This is a genomic window from Pseudomaricurvus alcaniphilus, from assembly GCF_011440395.1.
Taxonomy (GTDB): Bacteria; Pseudomonadota; Gammaproteobacteria; order Pseudomonadales; family Cellvibrionaceae; genus Pseudomaricurvus; species Pseudomaricurvus alcaniphilus.
This window is the reverse complement of the sequence record NZ_JAAOIX010000001.1, coordinates 1,339,876-1,362,771: the sequence shown is the minus strand read 5'-3', so window position 1 is coordinate 1,362,771 and position 22,896 is coordinate 1,339,876. Positions and strand designations below refer to the sequence as shown.

11 protein-coding genes are annotated in these 22,896 nt (G+C 58.9%); 5 read left to right on the top strand and 6 right to left on the bottom strand.

All coding sequences use genetic code 11. The features are described from left to right. The first annotated feature begins 355 nt into the window (after positions 1-355). The 5 genes from fucP (at position 356) to G8764_RS05680 (ending at position 9,177) form a co-directional block, all read left to right on the top strand. Positions 356-1,651 (top strand): L-fucose:H+ symporter permease, encoded by a 1,296-nt coding sequence (gene fucP, locus G8764_RS05700; protein WP_166162718.1) that lies wholly within the window; start codon positions 356-358, stop codon positions 1,649-1,651. A 72-nt stretch (positions 1,652-1,723) separates the two neighbouring features. Next, positions 1,724-2,566, top strand: coding sequence for a shikimate dehydrogenase (aroE, locus tag G8764_RS05695; RefSeq protein ID WP_166162716.1), 843 nt, complete (start codon positions 1,724-1,726; stop codon positions 2,564-2,566). Positions 2,567-2,911: 345 nt separating this feature from the next. Then, positions 2,912-5,512 (top strand): TonB-dependent receptor, encoded by a 2,601-nt coding sequence (locus tag G8764_RS05690; protein ID WP_166162714.1) that lies wholly within the window; start codon positions 2,912-2,914, stop codon positions 5,510-5,512. Between the two features lie 244 nt (positions 5,513-5,756). Then, on the top strand, positions 5,757-6,350 hold the full coding sequence (locus G8764_RS05685) for a cupin domain-containing protein (protein ID WP_166162712.1): 594 nt from the start codon (positions 5,757-5,759) through the stop codon (positions 6,348-6,350). A gap of 502 nt (positions 6,351-6,852) precedes the next feature. Beyond that, positions 6,853-9,177 (top strand): SPOR domain-containing protein, encoded by a 2,325-nt coding sequence (locus G8764_RS05680; RefSeq protein WP_166162710.1) that lies wholly within the window; start codon positions 6,853-6,855, stop codon positions 9,175-9,177. A gap of 8 nt (positions 9,178-9,185) precedes the next feature. Here G8764_RS05680 and pelA read toward each other — a convergent pair whose 3' ends face one another. From pelA to G8764_RS05650, 6 genes are all read right to left on the bottom strand, one after another. Then, complete coding sequence (gene pelA, locus G8764_RS05675; protein ID WP_166162708.1) at positions 9,186-11,453, bottom strand: pectate lyase; 2,268 nt, start codon at positions 11,451-11,453, stop codon at positions 9,186-9,188. 371 nt (positions 11,454-11,824) lie between these two features. Next, entirely contained in the window at positions 11,825-13,240 is a 1,416-nt protein-coding gene (gene uxaC, locus G8764_RS05670; protein ID WP_166162706.1) for a glucuronate isomerase, read from the bottom strand. A 505-nt stretch (positions 13,241-13,745) separates the two neighbouring features. Beyond that, positions 13,746-15,104 (bottom strand): serine hydrolase, encoded by a 1,359-nt coding sequence (locus G8764_RS05665; RefSeq protein WP_166162704.1) that lies wholly within the window; start codon positions 15,102-15,104, stop codon positions 13,746-13,748. Positions 15,105-15,188: 84 nt separating this feature from the next. Continuing rightward, complete coding sequence (locus tag G8764_RS22905; protein ID WP_166162702.1) at positions 15,189-18,053, bottom strand: PEP/pyruvate-binding domain-containing protein; 2,865 nt, start codon at positions 18,051-18,053, stop codon at positions 15,189-15,191. Between the two features lie 1,589 nt (positions 18,054-19,642). Further along, positions 19,643-20,554 carry a serine hydrolase gene (locus tag G8764_RS05655; protein ID WP_166162700.1) on the bottom strand — a complete coding sequence of 304 codons (912 nt, stop codon included), beginning with the start codon at positions 20,552-20,554 and terminating at the stop codon, positions 19,643-19,645. 230 nt (positions 20,555-20,784) lie between these two features. Then, positions 20,785-22,185: an NTP/NDP exchange transporter gene (locus G8764_RS05650; RefSeq protein ID WP_166162698.1), complete on the bottom strand. Its 1,401-nt coding sequence runs from the start codon at positions 22,183-22,185 to the stop codon at positions 20,785-20,787. Between the last annotated feature and the right edge of the window lie 711 nt (positions 22,186-22,896).

Here is a 22,896-nt window from a genome sequence, read left to right as displayed (position 1 = left end):
AATAATTGAATTATTGACGGGCTAACGCCTCTGTGGTTCAATGCTTATCAAATCGGCGAGTAAGATGTGCCATTAAGTTTACCCAAACAGGGTCAAATAAACTAACGAATAAATAAAGTATCCGGAATTATAGCGCCATTCGAGCGAGGTGCCCCGCGGGGATGTCTTGCTGGCGCCTGAGGTCCCGGCGCGAGCGCTGCAGGCGCAAAGTGTCAATTGCAAGGTGTCAATTGCAAGGTATCGATTGCAAAGCCAACACTGAAAGATGTTCCAAAACCGATCAGTTCCCGCGTGAATTGCCCGGTTTGTGCAGAGTTATAACTTAAAAAAATAAACACCCACACAGGGGAAATCTATGAAAAGTAATACGCCCATGGTCTATCGGGACATGTTGATCCCATTCATACTCGTGACGGTTTGCTTTGCGGCCTGGGGAACGGCGGCCAATATGACCGATCCGCTGGTGAAGGTGTTTAGTAAAATATTCACCATGTCCACGCTGCAATCGGCGCTGGTGCAGTTCTGCTATTACGGCGCCTACTTTTGCCTGGCGTTGCCCGCTGCCTTTATTAACAAGCGCTATTCCTACAAGGTTGGGGTTCTCACCGGGTTGGGGTGCGCGATAATCGGTGCTTTCCTCTTCTACCCGGCCAGTCAGTTTATGACCTATGGCTATTTCCTGGCTGCCTTGTTTATTATGGCGGGAGGGCTTTCCATCCTGGAAACCTCTGCTAACCCCTATGTGATGAATATGGGGCCGCAAGTCAATGCCACGCGGCGTTTGAACTTTGCCCAGGCGTTTAATCCGGTTGGCACCAATCTCGGCGTATTTCTCGCCGCCACCCTTATCCTGCCGCAACTCAATACAGCGACGGCGCTGGAGCGGGGCGCCATGGCGGCAGAGCAGCTGCGCTCGATCCAGGCCGCTGAGTTGGCGGCGGTTATGACACCCTACGTGGGTATGGCCTGTGTATTAGCGCTGCTTTGGGTAGCGATTGCCTATACCAAAGCTCCTGTCGAACACGAACAGCAAGAGAGTAGTCACGAGCTGCATTTTGGCGCCGCGCTGCGTCGCTTGCTGGCTAATCCGCACTATCGTTACGGGGTCATTGCACAGTTCTTTAACGTGGCGGCCCAGACCTGTGTCTGGACCTTTACCATTCAGTACGTCATGGAGGCGCTGGGGGTGGATGAAGTAGCGGGAGGCAACTACTTGCAGTACAGCATGATAGTATTTTTGATCTCGCGCTTCCTGATGACCTGGGTTATGGGGTTTGTACGCCCCGCGGCACTGCTGGGAGTGATGGCGGTGTTGGCGGCTTCGTTGAGCCTGTTTCTGGCACTCAGCCCCAATGTTGCCGGTGTTTGGGCGCTGGTTGCGATTTCAGCCTGTTTGTCACTGATGTTCCCGACCATTTATGGCATTGCCTTGCACGGTTTGGGTGAGGACACAAAATTTGGCGCCGCCGGCCTGGTTATGGCGATTCTGGGTGGTGCACTGATGCCGCTGGTGCACGGGGCCATGATTGATGCTTACGGTGCCGCTCTCTCTTATATTGTGCCGGCCCTGTGTTTTCTGATGGTGGCGGGCTACGCGTGGTTTGACCTTGCCAGCAAGTCCCGCTTTGCGGATACCGCAGAGGCGGCTTGATTCACTGTAGCCCACGGGCTATTGCAGCTTAGAGTTGTGTTGTTGAAAGGCAAAAAAATAGTGGAGTAAAACATGGATTTTTTACCGGGATTGACGGGTTCATTCGCTATGAAGGCGGCTGAAAACCCTACGGTCGAGATGATCGAGGCCGCTTATCAGCAGCGCGGTTTGCCTTATCGATATATCAATTGCGAGGTGTCGCCGGCGCAACTCGAGGACGCTGTAAAAGGCGCCCGGGCCATGGGGTGGGTGGGCTTTAACTGTTCCATCCCCAATAAAGTCGAGGTTATCCGATACCTCGACGGGCTCGGGGAGTCGGCGCGTATTATCGGCGCGGTCAATTGCGTCGTCCGCCGCGACGGCCAGTACATTGGCGAAAATACCGACGGGCGTGGCTTTCTCGCATCATTGAAGGAGAAGATCGACCCGGCCGGAAAATCCATGGTATTGCTGGGCGCCGGTGGTGCGGCCCGCGCAATTGCTGTCGAAGCCGCGCTCGCAGGTGTTAGCCGTATCTGTGTAGTCAATCGTGACTCTGGGCGTGGAGAGGGCCTGGTGGCCCTGTTGCAGGAGCACACGGCGGCGGACGCGTCCTTGCTTGAGTGGTGTGGGGACCTGGTTGTGCCTGCGACCACTGACATACTGGTTAACGCCACGTCCATTGGCCTGCACCCCGATGTCAAAGCTCGGGTGCCGGTCGATGTCTCGTCGTTGCGCCCATCCATGGTAGTGGCGGATGTGATTCCCAATCCGCCACTCACTCGCCTGCTGCGAGATGCCGAGGCGGCCGGTTGTACTACCCTGGATGGCCTCGGGATGCTGGTAAACCAGGGTGTATTGAGTATTCGCTACTGGACCGGCACCGACGTGGATGCCGCCGTTATGCGCCGGCGACTGCAGCAGTTGTTCGGTTAGCTGCCTGTCTGCAGCGGCTGCGGTGGCCGCTGCTGCTTAAATATCGATTGTTGAAATATTCCGCTGAGCTGTGACTCCAGCTTCAGTCTTGGTCTGTGCGCGAGTGCCAACGGCGTAAGAAAATCCTCTATAAATATATATAACCTATTGAAATATAAACGTAATTTTATGTGAAAAAGCAATTAATAATAAAAGTTGATTTAAATGAGTTGGCTGCGTAATATCACCAGCAAGTATCTAGTTCAGGTACTACGAAGGGCCTGAGGGGTGAGCTTTTCACCGGCTTCCCGGGATCGCGCCCAGGTAGATAAAAATAAACTGAAATCTCCGAAACGAGGAAACACTATGAAGACTTTCACTATGTCAAGTTGGGTCTGTGCCTCAGCGCTGCTCGCTGCTGCGCCAATGAACGCGCTGGCACAAGACATTCAGTCCAGCGGTCTGTCCATGGAAGAGGTGATCACCATTGGTACCGCGAAACCAAAGCAAAAAATCGAGTCCACCAACGCCACCACAACCTTTAACAGTGAATCCATGGAGCGCCTGGCGCCCATGAGTGTCGGTGAACTGGTGCGCAGTATTCCCGGCCTCCACGCCGAGGACACCGGTGGTGAGACCGGTAACAATATAGCGCCCCGCGGCTTTCCACTAACTACCCAAATGGAGTTTACCGCGCTGCACAAAAATGGCATGGCAGTGTTCTATGACCAGGATATCCTGTTTACCCAGGCCGATCGCTTTACCCGGGTGTCGAGCTTTATCGGTAACGTCGAGGCGATTCGCGGCGGTGCATCATCTGTGTATGCCGGCAGTGCGCCGGCGGGCTATATCAACTTTATCTCGCGCGAGGGCAGTGATGAAGTTGAGGGCGATATCACACTCGAAACCAACAGCAACAATCGATTGGGTTTTAAGGGTTGGGTAAGTGGCCCCATTAATGACCAGACCACTTATGCTATTGGCGGCTGGTGGCGGCAGGACGATTCCGGTCGCGATCCGGGCTATGTGGCCAACCAGGGCGGAGAGATCGATGCCAACGTCAAATACGAATTCCGTGACGGCAGTGGCTTCACCAAGTTCGAGTACAACGCCCAGAACGATAAATCTTTCTTCTTTATCCCGCAGCCGCTGACCGGTTCAACCAAGAACCCGAAAACCATTCCGGGCGGTATGGATATTCGCGATGGAACCACCGGTAACTCCGTGCACGCCCGTACGCTCAACCTGAACAATACCCCCAGCGGCGATATTAATCTCGATGTCACCGACGGCAACTTTGCCGATGTTATGTATTTTGGCAACACCACCGAGTGGGATTTTGGCAACGACTGGACAGTGAAGAACCAGTTCCGCTATACCGACCTGTACGCGACTTTTACCGGTATCATCAATGTGGGTAATGCCTCCCTGCTGTCGGGCCGGGCGCAGGATATTTTTGACAACAACAGTGCAGCTCTGGCCGGCGCTATGGTCGGTAGTGACCTGACTTACCAGATTCGCGAGGCAGGCAGCGGTATCGCGCTGGCGGACAATACCAATGTCGACAGCTGGAACACCAATGGTATGGGCATTGATGCCGGCTTCTGGCATCGCCGCTTTGACGGGGATAACTTCCAGAATGACTTGAGATTCCAGAACGCCTTTAACGACAGCCTGTATACCACCTTTGGCCTGTTTTTCTCCAATCTCAATGGCCATGTCACGGATTATCGGATCAATACCTTGCAGTCCATTGAGCGCTTGCCCCAGCGGCTGGATATTGTCTACATGGATGGAGCCGGTAATGATATTGCCAGTGGTACCTATAACGGTATCCAGGCGGGCTCCCACGGCTTTGCCAACGCCACTTTCACTGAGCGCACCTTTGCACCCTACGTCGACTTTGAATACGAAGTGGGTGATTTGACCCTGAACTTTGGCGCTCGTTATGAAAAACTGGAAGCCACTGGCGACGTGGAAAACGGCGCTGATTACGCCATCAGTTCCTTCGCCAGTGACACCGATGCCGTCAATGGCAATATTGAGTTGCCCTTCGGCACTGGCAGTTTTCGCAGCTTCGATCTTGAGTACAGCGAGTTTGCCTGGACGGCGGCCGCCAACTACAAGGTCAGCGATACAGTTGCCGTGTTTGGCCGTTACGCTAAGGGCTTCCGCATGCCCGACGTCGACAAGTACATGCAAATCTCTGGCTTGAAAGCGGAAAGTGACCCGACCCGTGATCCGGACGCCTGTTCGATCCAGGATTTCCGCTCATCCAACTGTCCGTTGACCGAGCCCACTTCAACGGTTATGGCCGAACTCGGGGTGAAGTATTCCGACGGTGGTATCTCTGCGTTCGTCACCGCCTACTTTGCTGCAGCCGACGATCTGTCGTTCAACGTCCCCACGGTGGTTAACGGCGTTATTACCAACCGCGATGCATTCCGCAGCACCGAAACCCTGGGCTTGGAGATGGAGCTCGCTGCCAATATCATTGGTGGCTGGCACGTTGGCGTCTCGGCGACCTACCAGGATCCGGAGTTTGTCGATACCCCTGCAGCAGAGTTTATCGATGGCAGTGGCAATGTGGGATCGGTCGATATCAACGGCAAGATTCCGGTGCGGGTACCCGAGCACTTCGGTCAACTCACCACGCGCTACGATTTTGAAGAAACTCCCTGGGGCTACGCGTCGATCAACGCCAGCTACACCTGGAGCGGCCGTCGCTATGCGGATGACGCCAATACCGCCGAGCTGCCTGGTTACGGCATGTTGAACCTGGGTGCATCCCTGGAAACCGATAGTGGCTTCTATATCCGCGGTGACGTGAAGAACCTGAACAACTCGGAAGGCCTGTCAGAGGGTGACCCGCGTGCAGGGGAAACGGTAGCTGGCCAGACTGCCACCTTCAATGCGCGGGTGTTATTACCACGGACATTCTCCCTGAGCGTCGGCAAGCGCTTCTAATGTCAGGATAGTATCGCCCACCTCAATCTATTGATCGGGGTGGGCGCTGCTTGGCAATCAATATCACCAGCCAAACAACAACACTGATTCATACTTCCAAAGAGGGCATGGCCGAGAGCCAGCTCCCTTTTTATTTTCCGAACATCTGACTTTTTATATTTTTCCGGTTAGCGAAAGTTTGCAGCCATGGGGGCCCTTTGCGCTCATATTGCAGCAATTGCGCAGAGCCCGGGCAGGAGACATTATGATAAAAGCCAGCGGTATCCGATTTGAGCTGGATTACAGTCTGTTGCAGGAAGACCCCGCTCTGGCGGGAATTGCCGCTGATCTGCACGCGCTGCCCGCCATTGACTCGCCGCAAAGCTTCAACGACTTTTGCCAGGCGGCCTGTAGACTTTGGCAGCAGCATTTTCCCAATGGACGCGGAGCAACGGCCAATGGTTTTCAAGAGATGTCGGCCAGGCTTGCGCTGGCGAACCCGGCTGAAGAGATAGTGACTACCGCCTGGGGCGGAGTGGTGATCACCCGGCGCGACGAGCCTTTGGTGGAAAAGTATCTGGTTATTAACCAGGGCCACTACCTGGCGCTGGAGAAACATGACGAAAAGATGGAGAGCCTGTTTGTCATCGAAGGGCGGGGGCTGATCTTAAGGCGCGAGCGCACCGAAGCCTCATTGCTGGTCGAGGAGCTGCAAACCGGCAAGAAGTTTTATTTTACCCCCGGTGTGGAGCACTGCGTCATCGGCACCGAGAATTTACTCATCTTTGAGCGCTCACTCGACCCCAAGGGTATGGACCAGGACCTGCTATTTCTCTATAACCCGGATTCTTCTGTATAACGATAGTTGTCGCGCCACCACATTGCAGCTCATAATGGCCCATACTTTGGGCCACCCTTATAGACTTACCTATTTACCACCGAAGCCAAACATCTTGCAGCTGGCACTATTGCAGGTCTGGCTCCGGGGGATTGTTTTCAAGACCCTCGACAGCAGGGATGCTGTCGTGGAGCCTCGAGCCCGCCCCGCGAGCGCAGCGAGTGCTTTGGGTGCATGGATGGAAGCTGAGCCTGCCCCGCGAGCGCAGCGAGTGCTTTGGGCACGGCGAGTCTTGAAAGCAAGCTCCCGGAGCCAGGCCGGGTTAAAAGCAAGCCCCCATGATGAGCTACAAGATATATGCCTGCTATCTCCGCGAGCTTGCTTATCCACAGGGGGCTGGGCAGGCTTATCAAACCAGGTATAGACTGCATGCTACTGGTGCTGGTGCAACTGCCGCACCACCAGAGGGGCGCCCATTGATACTTAGCCTAAATCCGATAGTTATAAGGATACCGCCGCCGCGATGTCGCGTTTTTTCTTGCCAATAAAGCGCCGCAAGCTGTTGCTCCTGATGGCGCTTGCGGCGCTGTCCCTGCTGCTTACACTGCTGAATCCGGCGGCCCGAGCCGAGGTTGTCAGCGTCAAAGTGCCCCTGTATTTCGACTTCCCGCTGTTGCAGCACCTGCTGGTAAAACAATTGTTCAACGGCGCAGACTCCAGCCGGGAAATTCTCGACGACCCCCATGACTGTAGCCGGATCCTGCTCTCTAACCCCTTTGTGAGCCCCCAGGGCGAAAACCTCGAGATTGTCGCGGCCGCCAATGCCAGGATCGGCGTTGCCCTGCTAGGCAATTGCCGGGAAATTATCCGCTGGCAGGGCCGCGTGCGCTTGCAGGGGGCGCCGGTGGTGGAGCCCGGTGGTCGTGCCGTGCGCCTGCACCCGCAGCAGACCTGGTTGATTGACCATAACGGTGAGAAACTGTTTTCCGGCCCCCTGTGGGACCTTGCCAATCGGGGTTTGCGGATATTGTTTAAAGGGTTTGTGCTGGACCTGTCCCGTTCGATTGAAGCGCTCGGCGCCTTTTTGCCGGAAGTGCTGCCCCGGCACACGGCGCAACAATTGCAGACCACCATCGACAGTCTCAGCCTGAGTGGCATCCAGGTTACTCCCGAGAGCCTGAACGTGACCCTTGAATTCGCGGTCGAGGTGCCCGAGCAGCGGGCGACCGAGTTATCACCGGAACAGCAGATGGAGCTGGCAGCGGAACTGGCTCCGTCGCCAGCCGCAGAAGCGCGTGAGTTGGCGCCGGAACTGCAAGCGGAAATGGCATCCGAGTTGGGTATTGAGCTGGCCGCTGAGCCGGCGCCTGGCGCGGCAGCTGCAATACCGCCGCCCCCTGTAGCCGGTGACGAGGCGGCAGTGGCAGCCCTCAGTGCAGAGGAGTTGGAGCAATTCGAAAATCGCTGGCAGATGATGGATGCGTTACTGGTGAGCGCGGTCAAGCACTATGCCTCGGCCACTCATTTATTACCATTGCGGGCGGCGCTGCTGGAAGTGTTGCTGGACAGTCGTTATCGCCTGCGCGAGGCCCTTGCCGAGGGTGATGGCCACGCCGAGGATGCCGTGCGCTATTGGTTTATCGACAGCTGGCAACTGCTCAGTCCCGTCATCCGGCGCATCAGCATGGAGAACCCCGATGAGGGGGATTGGCTCTGGCTGAGTGTGTTGACCGCCACCGACGCACTGCGAGCGATCGATCACCTGGGCCCCGCAGTCGGGCTGGATATTTCTACCGCCGGCTTGCGACGCCTGGCGCGTATGATCAATGCCGAATCCGGCGAGGAGCTGTTGCGTTATGGCGAGGGTGTCGATCCGCAATTGCAGCAATTGTGGCAGGAGCAGTTGCAGTTGACTGAACCGGTACCCCTGTCCTGGCGGTTTAATTTTTCCCTGTTTCCGATGGCCGAAGCCGCCGAGTCAGCGGTCAGCCTCAACCAATGGGTGCCCACCGTTCGCGAGCTCGATGCTTATTTGCCGCTGGTGGCCAGCCTGTTGCAGGAGACCAGCAAAAGGGTGGTGGCAAAGCATCCACTGGCGCAGAACCAGCGGGCGCTGTTCACGCACCTGGTGCAGGCCACGGCCTGGCAGGAGAGCTGTTGGCGTCAATATGTGGTGGTTAACCAGCGCATCGAGCCGCTGCGCTCCAGCGCCAACGCCATTGGCCTGATGCAAGTCAGTGAACACGTATGGCGCGGTATTTACGACCTGCAGAAACTGCGCTGGGACATCGAGTACAACGCCAACGCCGGCACTGAAATCCTGCTCAATTATATGGTGAATCACGCCCTGCGCCGGGATGAGCACAATCAACCGGGCGGCCTGCCCAATCTCGCCCGCGCGACCTACTCGGCTTACAACGGTGGCCCGAGCCAGGTGGCACGCTACCGGCGCAACAATGTGTCGACCCTGGCGCGCAGAATCGACCGCGACTTTTGGGACAAGTACCAGCAGGTAGAAGCGGGCAATGCGCTGAATGTGGGCGTTTGCCTGGGGCAGAGCAAAGTGGCGCCAGGGCCGGGGGACAGCGACGTCGCCTGGGTGCGGGAACAGCCGGGCAATCACCTCACCCTGCAATTGGCGGCGTTCGGCAGCCGGGCAGCGGCGGATGAATTTATTCGCAAGCACGACGCGGGGGCGAAAGCGCATGTTTATCCCCGCCGCCTCGAAGGTCAGATTCGCTATGTAGTGCTTTACGGCAGCTACGCCAATTCCCGCGAGGCGATTGCCGAGCTGCGCAAGTTCGAGAAGCTGCAACCCTGGATGCGCCAGTTCCAGGAGATTCGTTAACGCCTTGCCTAACGACTGTTGTTTGCCTGCCAGCGGCTGTAGTCGTCCAGCGCTTTGGCCGGGCTGCTGTGATACCAGGCGTATTCCAGCTGCCGCTCAATAGAGATTGCACCCACCTGGGTGTGAATACTGCCGTCGCGATCACCAAACAGGGCCGCACCGCTGGTGGCGTCGATCATGCGCGGCCAGAGTGGCGCCGCGCCGGGGTCGGCAACCAGGCTGCTGGCCCGGTCGGGGTAGCGCTGCCAGCGCCGGCCGTCGAGCCGGGTTTGTTGCAGCCAGAGGATGCCGCGGCGGATGGCGGTTTGCAGGGCGTCGGAGGGCTGCTCGATGCGCATCAGCGCGCGCAACAAGTCGGCGCTTTCCATGGTCGCCAGCGCGGCCATCTCAAAGGCGCGCGCGGGGCGTAATTGGTGTGTGAGGGGGTCGTGTTGCTGGCCCCAACCTGCGCTGTCGGCGGACACCGTGCGCTGGTCGGCCAGCACATTCTCAACCCCGGCCTCGAGGCTGGCTCGCACCCGGGCTTGCAGTTGGTCGTCGGCGGCGAAGCGGTCCGGGTCGGCGAGGATATCCTGGTACAGATTCAGCATATTGGCGATGACGCCATCGTTGTAGGTCGTCCAGTCGTGATAGCTGCCGGCGAGGGGAAAGGTCTGCGGCCAGCCGCCGTTGGGAAACTGGGCGTCGAGCAGCAGTTGCAGCGCGCGCTGCAGGCCTTGGGCCACTGCCGCAGTGGGGGTGTCCCGGTAGGCCTCCGCCAGCAGCCGAATCTGGGTAAAGGTGGCGTTGTTGTCGAAGGTCGGCACGTAATGGGTTTCCACGCCATAGTGTTGCCCCGGCTGGCGTGTTTGGCTGTAGATGTCGGTACCCTTGGACCAGCCGCCGCTGGGGGTCTGCCAGCTGAGGATATTGGCGACGACGCGCTGGTCAAGCCAGCCTGTTCGCGCACTGCGGCAGTGAGTCTGTTCCCGGTTTGCTCGGTCAGGGTGGGATAGCTTCGGGTTGGATTGCCCAGAGTTGGATGGCCCAGGACTTGATTGTTCAACTGTGCATTGCTCAGGGTCGTACTGGTAGGGGTTGTGCTTATCCAGTATGGGAGCATCCAGGGCAGCGCTGCGCCCCTGCGCGATCACTTCCGCAGCCAGCCGGGCGGCATCCTGGGCCTGGATGCGACGGCTGTTGTGCAGGTAGTCGCGCCACTGTTGACGCTGCCCGGGCGCCAGCGCCTCGATACGCTCCTCACTGAAACTCTCACCGCGGTAACCCTGCAGTTGGGGCTGCCCGCGAAAGACCCGATTGAGAAAGCCGACCACCAGGTCGCGGGTATTATCGAACCAGGGGTGAAAGAGCCAGAAGGTGTGCGGTGTGTCCGCCAGGGTGTGAACTTCCGTGTAGATGCCGTGTTGTGCCAGGGTTGCCACAAACTGGTCGCGGCCGACGTGAAAGCGCGGCTGGGCCGAGTTGATAAACAGGGTGGGTGGGGTCTGTGGGCCCGCATAGCGCGAGGGCGAGGCCTCGTGCCAGCGGGCGGGCTGCTCGGCATAGCGGCCGCCGAGCCAGAGGCCGGCGTAGGATACTTTGCCGGGCTTGTCTTCAAAGACCCGCGCCTCCGCTGAGGCGAGATCGACGACCCCATCGAGATTGATAATGGCCTGTACCTGGCTGTCTTTGTGCTGGCCATTGTGCTGTTGTTCGGGCAGGTGGCCACGGCTGCCGAGCAGGGTGGCCATATGGGCCCCGGAGGAGGCGCCGAGCACGGCAATCCTGGTCGGGTCTATGCCGTACTGCTGGCTGTGCTGGCGCAACCAGCGGATCGCCGCCTGAATGTCGTCCAGCCCGGCCGGGTAGAGTGCCTCGCGGGACAGCCGGTATTCTACCGCCACGCCGACAAAGCCCGCCGTCGCCAGCGCCTGGGCCATGGGTACCTGGTGGGAGCGATCACCGCTGCGCCAGCCACCGCCATGCACCAGCACCACCGCCGGAGCCAGCGTGGGCGTTGCATGCGGCTGAAACAGGTCCAGCCGCAGGGCGCGCTGGCCGAGACGGCGATACACCAGGTTCGGGTGGCTGCTAAAGGCGTCCGACGGGCTGCTGGCGATGGGGCGAATAAAGGGGTATTGAGCCCGATATTTGTCGAACTCCCGGGCGATGGTGTACTCGGGCAGTTCATCGGCCATTGTCGCCATCAGCTGGTGTTCGGTGGGGGCGGCGCTGAGCGCCGCGCTCAGGCTGCAGCTCAGGCTGCAACTCAGGAAGGTACGCAACAATTGGTGCATGGTTTAATTATCCTCAGGCCACTGTCAACCGACTGCTGCTGGTTGACGGTGGCAAGTGCACTTTTATGCAAGCTGGTAAAGCTTGTGACGACTAAAACCTACCTAATTACGACTATGAATAAGCCAGCTATCGGCGATAGCAAACATATACCCTGTAGCCCTTGGGACAGCAGCTTTGCTCCCGGCCTGGCTCCAGGGGCTTGCTTTCAAGACTCGCCGAGGTTCCATCCATGGAGGCTCCACGACAGCATCCCTGCTGTCGAGGGTCTTGAAAGCAAGCCCCCGAAGCCAGACCTAACATAGTGCCGGCTGCACGATGCTTAGCTTAGGTGGTAATTAGGAAAACCTAAGATGACTAAAACCTGGGACGACTAAAGCTTGTAAGCCGCCTTGACCAGGTTGTAGGTCAGGTCTGCCGCCAGCTCTTCCGCTTCGTTTTCATCGATGCGGTGATCGCTCACCAGCTCGGCCAGGAATCCGCAATCCATACGTCGGGCCACATCGTGGCGGGCCGGAATGGAAAGGAACGCGCGGGTGTCGTCGTTAAAGCCGACGGTGTTGTAGAAACCGGCCGTTTCCGTGGTCTGCTGGCGGAAGCGGCGCATCCCTTCGGGGCTGTCGTGGAACCACCAGGAAGGGCCCAGTTTCAGGCTCGGGTAGTGGCCGGCCAGCGGTGCCAGTTCGCGGCTGTAGACGGTTTCATCCAGGGTAAAGAGGATGATGCTCAGGCGCGGATTGGTGCCGTGCTTGTCCAGCAGCGGTTTGAGCGAGCGCACGTACTCGGTCTGGCTGGGAATGTCGGCCCCCTTGTCGCGGCCAAAGTGCTGGAACACATACTCGTTGTGGTTGCGAAAGCTGCCCGGGTGGATCTGCATCACCAGGCCATCGTCTATGCTCATGCCGGCCATTTCGGTCAGTACCTGGCCGCGGAAGGTTTCTGCCTCGGCGGCGCTGCACTGCCCGTTGCGTGCCTTTTGATAGAGGGCCTCGCACTCGGCCGGGCTGAGGTTGGCGGTACAGGCGCTGGGGTGTCCGTGGTCGGTGGAGGTGGCGCCCAGCTCCTGGAAGTAGCGCCGGCGCGCGCGGTGGGCGTCCAGGTAACCGGCCCAGGTGGATACATCGACAGCGCTGATTTCGGCAAAACGCTGCAGGTTATCCCGGAAGCCCTCGAATTCGGGGTCTACCACATTGTCGGGGCGGTAGGCGGTGATCACTTTGCCCTGCCAGCCGCTGGCGCGAATGGCCCGGTGGTGGCGCAGGTCATCCAGCGGCGATTCGGTGGTGGCGATGCACTCGATATTAAAGCGCTCAAACAGGTTGCGCGGCAGGAACTCCGGGCGGGCCAACTGCTCGTTGATGCGGTCGTAATAGTGGTCGGCGGTAGCGCTGCTCAGGGCAACCTCGAAACCGAACACGCTGCTGAACACATGGTCGAGCCACATGCGCGACGGTGTGCCGCGGAACAGGTGATAGTTGGCGGCCAGCAGGTGCCAGATCTTGCGGTTGTCGGTGGCCACATCGCGCTGGTCCACGGGGCGAATGCCGAGGGTTTCCAGGCTGATGCCCTGGCTGTAGAGCATGCGAAACACATAGTGATCGGGCTTGATCAGCAGCTCGGTGGCATCACTGAAGGGCTGGTTGTCGGCAAACCAGGCCGGGTCGGTGTGACCGTGGGGGCTGACAATGGGCAGGTCTTTTACCTGGGCGTAGAGGCGGCGGGCAATGGCACGGGTTTCCTGGTTGGCGGGAAACAGCCGGTCGGGGTGCAGGTTGAGTGGTTTGTTCATAGCAGTTCGAGGACCCTGATGGTTTAACGTTGCAGAGCAGTTTATGTTATTGTGCCACCGGTGGCAATAGGTTCGGGACGAATTTTTATGGCGCTTGGCTCAGGCGGAGGTGCCAAGTGATGTCAGGAATTGTCTGGCAAACGCAAACGGCGCCAATAGTTGGCCGGGCGCCAATAACCGGCTGGTCTACCAACCGGCTAAGCTAGCAACGGGCTAAGCTATCAACGGGCTAAGCTATCATCGGGCTCAGCTATCATCGGGCTAAGCTATCAACTGGCAGTGGCAACAAATGGCCGGATAAATATTGGGTAGGCCCGGCCACTGGCTGGGTAACAATTGGTAAGGCCAACAACTGGCCGAGTTCGGAGCTGGCTGGGGTAACAACGGGTAGGGCCAACAACTGGCAGTTGCAGCAACGGAAAGGGCCGCGAGGGCTTGCCGCTGCCTGTTGACCGGGTTGCCCCGGTCGACCTGGACCGGGGCAAGAGTCGGCCACAGGCGTGAACTAGTCCTGGCCGCCGGCGCCGCGGATGGCTTCGGCGCTGCCTTCTTCGACAATGGTGGCGGCGGCCCGGGTCTGGATCATGGCCTCAACCGCGGCGCCAATGCGGGCGTGGTCCCAGGCGGAGTTCTTGCGCAGTACATTGGACATCAGGGCGACGATGTAACGTTTTTGCTGTTCCCCCGCCTGGGCAGGGGATTCGACAATGGCGATGGAGTTCATCAGGTTGTCGACGTTGCCGGCGTACTTGGCGCAGGCAAAGCCGGGCTCCGGCCGGCATTTATAGAACGAACCGCTCTTGAAAAACACCGCGGCATTGCGCAGCTCCCCTGGGTAGACATAGCGGTAGCGGCGCGAGGTGGTGTAGAGGTATTTCTTGATCTCCACGCTGGTCCACTCATCCACCAGTCGACCCTGTTCCAGCCGCAGCAGGTAGCGGGCCATGGCCACTGGTGTGGCGCGACTGTTGCCGTTGCCGGGGATCAGGTTCTTGGCGCTGCGGGTCCAGAAGCTGCCGACCCAAAACCGGTCGGGGTCGAGGCCGGCGGCCAGCATGGGCTCGCTGACGGCTTGCGAGGCCAGTTGCCACAGCTTGTTGCGCGGTGTGTCGCGGAAAAATTGTTCTTCCTGCTCCGCGGATGGCGGGTAGTCGCTGCCAAAATGGCGCAGCAGCACTGTTTCCTTCCAGACCGTGGCGGCGGCGGAATTGGCGGAGGCTGCGACCATATGATCGATCCATTCGGCCAGGGTAAAGCGGTCGCCGGGAGCGATACTGGCCTTGTGAATGGTGTTGCTCTCGGCGTCATAGCGCGGCACCTTGTGCTCATCCCACTTGACCCACTCGCCGGCGACTACCGTGTGTTCCCGCAACAGCCGGCGGCGCTCATCGGGCTCGGGAAACGCCCGCGCCAGCTCGGATAAGAAGCCCAGCATGGTGAGGATCTTGCCGACGCTGCCGGGCATCTGGGAGAAGTTTTCCCGCACCGCAGCCCAGGCAATGGCCTCCGGATCGGTGATGTCGACCACCACCACACCATAGGACGGGTCGCGCTCTTTAAACATGGCTTCGAGGGCCCGCTGCAACTGCGGCGAGCGGTTGCCATCGCGGATATCCCAGTCTGCCCCGGCGGTGCCCTGCAAGTGCAGCTGAATGTCGGCGCTGGAGAGCAGTGCTCCCGGCGGTTGTCGCACGCCGCCTTTGGCGGCAACTTCCGGTTTGTGGCCTTGCAGCCGGCTGATGCCCGCGGTGTCGGCATCCAGCGGGTAGGTGGTGCCCGGCTGGGCGTAAAACAGGGCTGTGCCGAGAGCCAATGCGGCCACACTGGCCCTGGCAGAAAAGCGGAATGCGGTGGTATTTTTCATTGAAGTGCCCTGGTTAATGTGGTGCCCTGATTATCGCGGTGCCCCGGTTATTGTAGAGGACTGACTGTCGGCCAGCGCAGCAACCTATTCCGCCAGCTTGTCCGACAGTCGCAATATACCGTCGGGGCTGCGCTGCGGAATAATGGCGGAGACAATCTTGTCGGCGGCTTGCGCCCCGCGCTGCACCAGCGGTCGGATCTGCAGCAGCATCAACTTGCCCCCGGCGAAAGCGAATTCAATGTCCCAGGGCAGGGCTTGTCCTTCAGCGTCGTAGCTCGGTGGGTATTTGTCGATCACTTCCCGGGCCAGGGCGCGCAGCTCTGCCGTTTCTTGCGGGTTGAGAATGCCGCCGCTGGCAGCCGCGCGCCAGCCCACACCACCTTCCGCTTTCAGGTAACGCTGATAGGGCGCTTTGGCTTCGGCCAGCAGCAGGTCCTGGCCATCCGCTTTGAGCAGGTAGGAGGCGGCGCTCTCGTTATCCACCGCCCCGCCGATGCCCCAGGACAGGGACACGGTAAATCCGGAACCGCCGTCATTGGTTAAGTCGGTGGTGACCAGCACGCCAGACTTATCCGAGGGCACGCTTTGCATCAATAACACCGACGAGAACACATCGTCCGGGTTTTTCAAGATGCGCGAGCGCCAGGCCATGGCGCGACGGGAATACACCGACGACCACACCTGGCTGATGGCCGCCATCTGCTGCTCAAAGCCGATGACATTGGGAACGGTTTCGTTCAGTCCGGCCCCGGTAAATTGCGGCAAGTCCTCCATATTGGTGTCGGAACGCACGAACACACCGACCCCGCCGGCAGAACCGAATTCCTTTTCCATCGCCTCAGCCAGCTGCTGCCGGGTGGTCGGTTGCAGGGTTATGGCGGCGGTCTCGGCCCGGGCCTTGTCCAGTTCTGCCAGGAACTCGGCCTCGCTCAGGCTGCCGCTATCAAATCTGGCGAAGGCCTGTTTTACTCGCAGGCGCGGCGACGTAGCAGCGCCGCCCGTGTGTTCGGCAAACACCCCAAACGGCAGTGCGACGGCCGGGGCAATGCGGTCGGGAAAGAGCCGTGCCAGTTCGCCCACATTGGCCGCCTTGGGGCCCACCACGCGACCGGAGAGACCGGCGTTGAGCTGCGCCAGCGGCAGGGGCTTGTTGACGCGCAGGTCCGGTACCGGTGCCAGTACTTTTTCCGCGTCCCGCTGCTGGGCGACGGCCCGCTCCAGATTTGTGTCACTGGGCGCGGCCAGGCGCAGCAGCACACGGCCGTCGGCTGCCGCCGCCAGTTCAACCCTGGCACCGTCGTGCTGCTGCAACAGTGGCAGCAGCGATTCGCCGATAACGATATTGGGAATGCCCAGGTTGCGGGCCAGAATCTGGATATGGGACAGGGGGTTGCCTTCACCGATGGTGACGATGCCGGCGGCCGGGAACAGGCTCGAGGTGGTATTGGGTATCACCACGATATCGGCGGGATCAAAGTTGTGCCCATCCAGGTCTTCTGCCACAGCCAGCACCCGCAGCTTGCCCTGGGCAACGCCGGGATTCAGCCCCCAGACGCTTTCCTGGGCCTGGCCGAACAGGGATGAGGTTTTACCGGTGATGCGGCCGCTGTCGAGCAGCAGGCGATGGGTCACCTCCGCCAGCGGCATTAGCGCCGAGCCGCGCAGCAGGTCGTCGACAAACTGGGCCGCCCTCGGGTCCAGCGCCGAGTAGGCTGCCAGCGCCTCGGCAAAGGTGTGGCGGATGCTGGCCTGGGCCCAGGCAGGAGCCAGTTGCAGGCGGCGAATCAGTTTGCGGTAGTCTTCCGCCCCGAGGTTGTCGCCCTGGCTCAGGGTGGTGTTGAGGGGCTCGACCAGGGCCAGCAATTCGTTGTCGGACAGCCAGCCCAAATCCCGGGTAGCTTGTAACAATTGGGCAGCGCGCCGCAACGCGTCCCCGCGGGTAACCGGTGCCGCGGCGACGCGGCTGACCGCCAGCAGTTCAGCCTCCAGCTCGGTCATCAGGTTGAGGCGCCGCAGGTTGATTCTGGCACTGTCGGATGCCTGTATGGCACTGCGCAGGGCGGTGACGGCCTCGGCCAAGAGCGACAGGCGCTGGACACTGTTACCGGTTTGCGAGGCTGCGGTGATGGTCTCGGAAACCCCCGGGTCGTGTTTGCGCAGGGTATCGGCCAGGGTCTGCAGACGCCGGGCACTGCCCTTGACGCTGTACAGGTCTTCCATCTCCACGGCCAGCTCCTCCGCCAGGCCCATAATCTGGGCACTGGAGTCGGATTTTTCACTCATCCACAGGCGGATGCGCTTGGCCGTGGCCCTGGTGGGGTGGCCGTGAATCTCGGCGCGCAGCGGCTCGAAGGATCGCTCCAGTTCCGCCAGTAATTGCGACTGGCGGCGGATATTACGCGTCGGGTCGACGGAGTCCTGGTTGTGGGGAATGGTTCTGGTCAGCTCCCGCGCGAGGATAAAGTGCTCACTTTTCCAGTCGTTCTGCTTGAGCAGGTTGAGCAGTATTTCCAGCCCGGCCCGCTGCTCGTCCTCGATCTGCACGCGACCGCGATACCCCCGCGCCTTGTGCAATACCCAGCCGTCATCGATATCAACCAGATAGCGCTCCAGCGGCAGTTCGCGCAGGCGCAAGTGGGGCCTGGCTACAGCGATGCTTTCCGGGGCCAGTTCATCGAAGGAAGCGAAAATAGTGCCCACTCGCCAGCCCAGTTGCGCCAGTCGCTCGCGCTGGGCGGAGAACAGGGCGTGCTGTTTGCCACCGCCGAGTTCGGCACAACCGTAGGGTCTGGCGGGCAGGATGGAGCCGTCATTGCAAAACCAGCGGATGGAGTCATAGGGGCCGCGCGGATTGGCGCGCATGGCGGCAACGATCTTGCGCGCTTCAGCGATACTGCTGGGCGGCGGCGGATTCAGCACGCTGGGTTTGGCGCTGGCAAATTGCGCCACTGTAAATAGGCCGACAGCGAGCAGCGCTGTAGACAGGAGACCGGGAAGAGCAAGGGTTTTAGGTTTCATATTGTTGGTATAGCAAATAATTTGGTTTGGCGTGTGGCACTTTCGGGCCTTAACCACAAGGACTATGGTTTAAGGATTATGGCACAAGCACAATGCCCCAAGGAGAGCCGCGTTCGTCGGGTACTTCATCATACCCATGCCTATATGCGTTGTCGTTCACAATATCATCCAAGTATGTCCTCTTATATGGACACCCGCACTTGTAGCGGGAACTGATATGGGGAGCGGTGCTGACTTTATAGTAGTGCACATTCGAGATTTGAGTGGACTGCCCGTCATCGGTGGGGGGAGCCCATTGCGGATCGGCCATATCCCCCCGACCACATTTGGCGGCTGTGAAACTCAACCATTTTTTGCGCAAAAAGACGCGCAAAAAATTGGGATTCGAACAGTCCTCGCCGACTACCCCAAATGTGGTCGGGGGGATAAGCATGGCCTGATTGATCCGCAACGGGCTCCCCCCACCGCTGACTACATTGTGGTATCTAACAGCAGTGTAAAGTCATTTCCAGCTTAAGAAATTGTGATCTGGTCAAGACCTGATCGGTACGCCACGGCGAGCTCTTACATGGAAACCGAGCTCTTACATGGACACCAGCTCTTACATGGACACCCACATCTGTAATAGGAACCAATATGGTTCGCGGTGCTGATTTAATAGAAATGGACCCTTACGTAGACACCCATATTTGCAGTGGGAATCGATATGGGCGCGGTGCTGATTTTATAGAATTGCTTGTTTGAGATATGAGTGGACTGCCCGTCAGCGATGGGGGGAGCCCATTGCGGATCGGCCATATCCCCCCGACCACATTTGGCGGCTGCGAAACTCAACCATTTTTTGCGCAAAAAGACGCGCAAAAAATTGGGATTCAGACAGTCCTTGCCGACTACCCCAAATGTGGTCGGGGGGATAAGCATGGCCTGATTGATCCGCAACGGGCTCCCCCCACCGCTGACTACATTGTGCTTTCTAAGAACAGTGTGATTTTACTTCCAACTTAAAGAACTGAAATCTGGTCAAGACCTGATCGCTGCGCCACGGTTGGCCAACCAAAAAATCTCAGACAATCGATATATTTTTTCTCGTGAGGACCTCAATATCTTTTTTTGTCTTTTCCCAGAATCTCGCTCGATGCCTGGTCAAGGCTCGGTGGGTGTGCCCTGCCAGACCAATCAGGTCGCGTTTAGGCTCTCCGCGCTTTTCGGGTTTTCGCGGACGGATGTTTGAGCGCTAGCGAGTTTCCGGGAGCGCGAAAAGCGCGGAGAGCCTGCGGCCGGTCTGGCAGGGCTCACCCACCGGGCCGCCGCGCTAAACCATATATTCTTACGAACAAATACTTAAGCAGAACACAGCGACTATTAAGGCTCAGGCAAAAGACCGGGAGCGCGAAAAGTGCGGAGAGCCTGCGGCCGGTCTGGCAGGGCATACCCACCGGGCCGCCGCCTACGCAGGGATAACAGAAATCTGAGTTTCTGGACCGAAACTACGTAGCCAAATGCTACCCCCAATTATGCTGTCACGAATGTGGCAGTACGCTTTCGATCGCTGCTACCAGGTCTTTCAGTATCTCGCCGCCGTCTTCGGATTCAACCACCCCGACCAGGATATAGCGACGCCATACGGGGCCCCAAACCAGGGCGGAATCGGCGTGCCAGATTTTCCAGGTGCCCGACTTGCGGTAGATCCTGGCGTCCGGGGCGGTCTGTTGCAGAGCGGCCACAAATTTGTGCTTGATGCCCGGGTCCACCAGGGTGTCGAGCATCTCCGCGGAACGCTGCGGGCTCACCAGCCGCCCGGTGGCCAGCAAGTAATAGAAGCGGGCCACCTGCATCACGCTGGCACCGTGGCTGACGCCGTAGATTGGATCGGGAACGCGGCGTCCGCTCTTGGCGTAGCGTTTACCCACCCAGAGTCCGCCGCCCAGGCTTTTGTCGTACAGCTTATAGCGCGGGTCGCTGAGGACCGCGTTGACACTGTCGAGCCCGCCCACCCTGTCGATGACCCTCGTGGCGGCCGTGTTGCTGGACTTGCGGATCATGATGTTCAGGTCTTTTTTCAGCTCCGGGGTCAGTTCAAGCTTGCCGTCCTCGATTTGCTGAAAGGCGGCCAGCAGGATGGCAATTTTGGGCATGCTGGCGGAATACATGGTTTGGCGGCCGTTGACGCGGGCAAAGTGCGGGTTGTCAGGGTCGGATAAATCCACCAGCGCCACCGCCATCTTTTTTTGGCGTATCAGCTTCTTCCAGGCGGGGTTGGCATCCAGCCGTTTTTCCAGCGCCTTTTGCAGGGTGGGATCCACCTGCTTGTAGAGCGGCAACCAGTCGTTGCCCTCCAGCTGCAGCGGCAGTTGCGGCCGGGTATCGCCGTGCAGCGTCAGCGGCAACAGCACCAGTGAGCAAAGCAGCAGTACAAACGCCATGTTTTTCATAAATGAGGGCACCTGTTATTAGTTACACCAATTCTCAGTCTTGGCTAATAGTCATGAGTTGTTCATTGCTCGTAGCCTCTGTGTAACCCGGGCGGCTTCAGTACCGGGCGCCGGGGCAGGGCAAAGGCTGCGAGGAATGCATAGATGTCGGTGCTTCTTATGCCAGTGTCGTGCCTTATATAAAGTGTTCATTCGGCAAGCCGCTAAAGCGCCGGCTACGAGGCGCCAGGCTAAGTTGCTACTGTGTTCCATTGTCGCCGTTCCCGCAAGATTAATATAGCGATCAGCAGCCAGAGCAGGATAAGGACTATGTTGACGATAAAGAAGTCGCGCAGGCTGGCGTCGAAAAAACGGGTGCCGACAATGACCGTAATGGCCGCCAGCCCATCGGCAAAGCGCACACACATGGTGTCGATGGCCGCCTTGGCTTTGTAGAGGGATTCCCGCGCTACGGGCAGCCAGAGGATATGGCGGGCGGTATTGGTGACTGAATAGTTGGTGGCGTTTTCCGCGGTTTTGGCCACGGTCAGCATGCCGATATTGCCCACCGTCGACATCACCCCGTAACCGGCCAGTGACACGAACGGCGGTATCAGCAGCACCCCGGCAACACCGCCGTACAGCAGCAGCCGCGATACCACAAAGGCCTGCAGCAGCATGCCGATCAGGTTGACCCAGAAATAAATGCGGCTGTAAAAGGTGGTGGTGGATTGTTGCGTTACCCGTTTAATCTCCTCCGCGCTCATAACCGAAAAGTCATAGCTGCTGGCGATGGATTCCTGTACCGCGGCAAAGAGGATATTTTCACCGTTGGAGGTCACCCAGTTGAGCAGGAAGACAAACAGGGCGATGGCCAGCAGGTAGCGGTTGCCGAGGATGATGCGCAAGGCGCTGCGCGAGTCTTCGCCCGGCGGATCATCGTTGAGCACGGGCTGGCGCTGCGCCGCGCTTTCCTGGCGATCGATACGGTAGATCAGGGCGGTGGCGAGCAGCATGGGGAGGGGAGCGAGCAGCAGCATGGTGTAACTGTTCATGCCCATATCCTTGACCAGGAAATTGGCGATGCTGCTGCCAATCACGGCACCGGATGAGGCACCGAGGGCGATCAGCGGGAACAGGCGCTTGCCGTCCATCTCATTGTAGAGATCAGCGGCGAAGGCCCAAAACTGGGCCACCACCGAGACGGCAAAGATACCGATCCAGATATAAAAGATAACGCCGGAGTAGGGAATCTGGTTGACCAGGTAGTCGGGGCGCAGCACCCAGAATACGGGAAACAGGCAGATAAAAAACAGGTTTACCCCGACCAGCAACTTGCCGCGTGGCAGTCGATCAAAGAGAAAACTGTACAGCGGGATCAGTGCCATCAGCACCACGGATTGCAGAAATCCGGAGTAGGCTTTCACTTCGATCTTGGACAAGTCCGCAATCACCGACACGGCCAGCCAGCTCTCGCGCACCGGTTTGGCCAGGTAGTAGGCGGTCAGCAGTAAAAATACAGTGGCGAACAGGCTGATGGTGAGCTTGATCTCGCCCGGGTAGATTTTGGTGAAGAACGACAGTACACGAGCGCTGGCGTTTTGCAGGTTACTGCTATCCTGGGGGGTATCCACTCTGTCTTGTCTGTCCAATGGTAAACCTGCCTGGCGAAAACCTGGGTGCGGCCAGGATGAGGGGGCGCGGCATTGTTAATGGTTGCCTGTATTGGGTGCTTGTATTGTTTGCCGGTATTGGTCGCCGTTGCACTGGCCTGTGTTTATTGCCAGCCGGTTGGCCGCAGCAGTGTAATCCGCGCGCCGGCAACGGGTGTGCGAAGTAGAATACACGGCCCGTTTCGCCGGCACAAACGGATATTGCGCCTGCCCCAGTGGCGGTGCTCGGCGGTAATGTTATCGGATTACCGAATTACGCCAATGAATGAGCCAGCTATCGGCGATAGCAAACATATACCCTGTAGCCCTTGGGACAGCAGCTTTGCTCCCGGCCTGGCTCCAGGGGCTTGCTTTCAAGACTCGCCGAGGCCCATATATGGTTCAAGTCGGACTGGATTGAAGTTTAGAGAATTAGGGCTGGCCGGATCGCTGGCTCCAGAGCTGAGATCGCCCTGTAGATTCGGCCGGACCAGCGGTCGCAGCCAAGTTGTATATACAACCATGGCTGTTGGTTGCCTAACCCGCTAGCTGCTATGCTGCCCTTTTCACCGGGGAAGGGGCCGTTTTGGCGGCGGGCGAGCAATCCAGCATGACGACACCTGCGCTAATGACATTATTGACAGTACCTTTGTTGGCAGTACCTTTGTTGACAGTGCCTTTAATGGCAGTAGCTTTATTGAAAGTCGCTTT